Here is a 1,464-nt window from a genome sequence, read left to right as displayed (position 1 = left end):
GCACCAGCGTACCCCGGACCTGCGGAGTGACCAGATCGCCGGCGTCCTCACCACGAAAGCGGTTGGCGAGGGTATGACTCGCGTCGATCACGCTGTACTGAACGACGACGCCAGCAAGGTCTACGCGGTACAAGGCGAGCTCAACTCGCCCTTCAAGAAGGTCGCGGAAGCCTCTACACAGGAGGCTGCAAACACGTCACTGGAAGAAAGCGGTCGACAGTCCCTGCAGATCGCGGCACAACAGGCTCCGCAGCCTGCAGCGACTGCGCCGATGCAGGTACCGCCTTCGCAGGCCACGAGTCCGACCGTCTGATGCACTCCCCGAAGCTGAAAATGGATCACCCGATGACCATTACCAAGAACCGCTCCTTCTGCTGGACGGCCGCCGTGCAAGGCCTGCTCGCTGCACTGCTTGTCGCCTCGGCCTCCGCCTTCGCGGCGCCGCCGGACGCCCGCGACTACCAGTCCCTGCTACAGACCTCGTCACCAGGCTCAAAGGTGGTGTGCGGAAAGGACAAGTACGGCAATGTCGCCTGCACGATCGACAACACCGCCGTGGACGTCAACGACGACTGTACCTCGAACATGGCCTTCGGCGGCGTCATCGGTGCCAAGGGTGTAACGCTCGAGGACAACTTCCAGGCGACCTCGGCCAAGCCCGTTGCCCATGTCGGCGAGCACCAGTTGCTTTGCATCCAGGCGACTCAGCGCAAGGAAGGCGTGCTGGTTCGCGCCTTGGTCAAGGCGGTTCCCACGAAAACGGTGAAGGGCTGCAAGGCTAACGAAATCTGCAAAGGCGCCGACACACCCGTTGAGTGGAAGCGGCCTGCCACTGGTACCGCCTGCAGGCTCAAGCCCGATGGCCACTACACCGGCGACTGCGCTACCGGCTGGGTCGACGGCAAGGATATCGAGGAATACTCGATGGGCCTGAGTCCCGAGGACACCGGCGCCTGACGCGCCTCCGCCTCGATGAACACCAATCGCTTCAAACCTATCGCGCGATTCGTCCCTAGCGCCTCTATTCGGAAAGCCGGCTCGGCTGGAATCCGAAAGATCGTGCAGGTCGCCGTCCCCGGCCTGTGTCTCTTACTGACTGCATGTGGTGGAAACATGGAAGACTCAAAGATCGAACTCAATCCGCATCCGAAGATGCGTTATGCGATTACCGTGGCCCTGGAGAATGCTCCGGGTCCATTCGACTCTCTGACAGCCCAAGGGCAATTCGAGATAGCGAACAAGGAGTGTGCACCGAAGCAGGCCACTTCCGGTCTTCACGTAACTCCTGTTGGGCGTTTGCCAATACATCTCACGCGCTCGGCTGATGGTCGCTATCAGGGTGAGCTCTACATGGATGGCCTGAAAGACGAAAACTATTTCGGCCCTGACGTCTGCCACTGGACGTTGGTTGCAATCTCGGTGAGAGCCGTGGAGAAGACGACAACATTTGATGCACCCCTATAC

2 protein-coding genes and 1 pseudogene are annotated in these 1,464 nt (G+C 60.5%); all 3 read left to right on the top strand.

Translation table 11 applies throughout. The features are described 5' to 3' along the window. The coding region (locus tag AC1DT2_RS23230; RefSeq protein WP_477299033.1) for an XVIPCD domain-containing protein at positions 1–313 on the top strand (313 nt) is incomplete at its 5' end. Between the two features lie 32 nt (positions 314–345). Then, a complete protein-coding gene (locus AC1DT2_RS23225) occupies positions 346–957 on the top strand; it encodes a hypothetical protein (RefSeq protein WP_477299032.1) in 612 nt (203 codons plus the stop codon). A 156-nt stretch (positions 958–1,113) separates the two neighbouring features. After that, positions 1,114–1,464: pseudogene (locus AC1DT2_RS23220) on the top strand (hypothetical protein); the annotation flags it as partial.

The sequence above is a fragment of the Luteibacter sp. P4_E6 genome (assembly GCF_056401535.1).
This window is presented reverse-complemented; position numbering and strand designations above follow the sequence as displayed.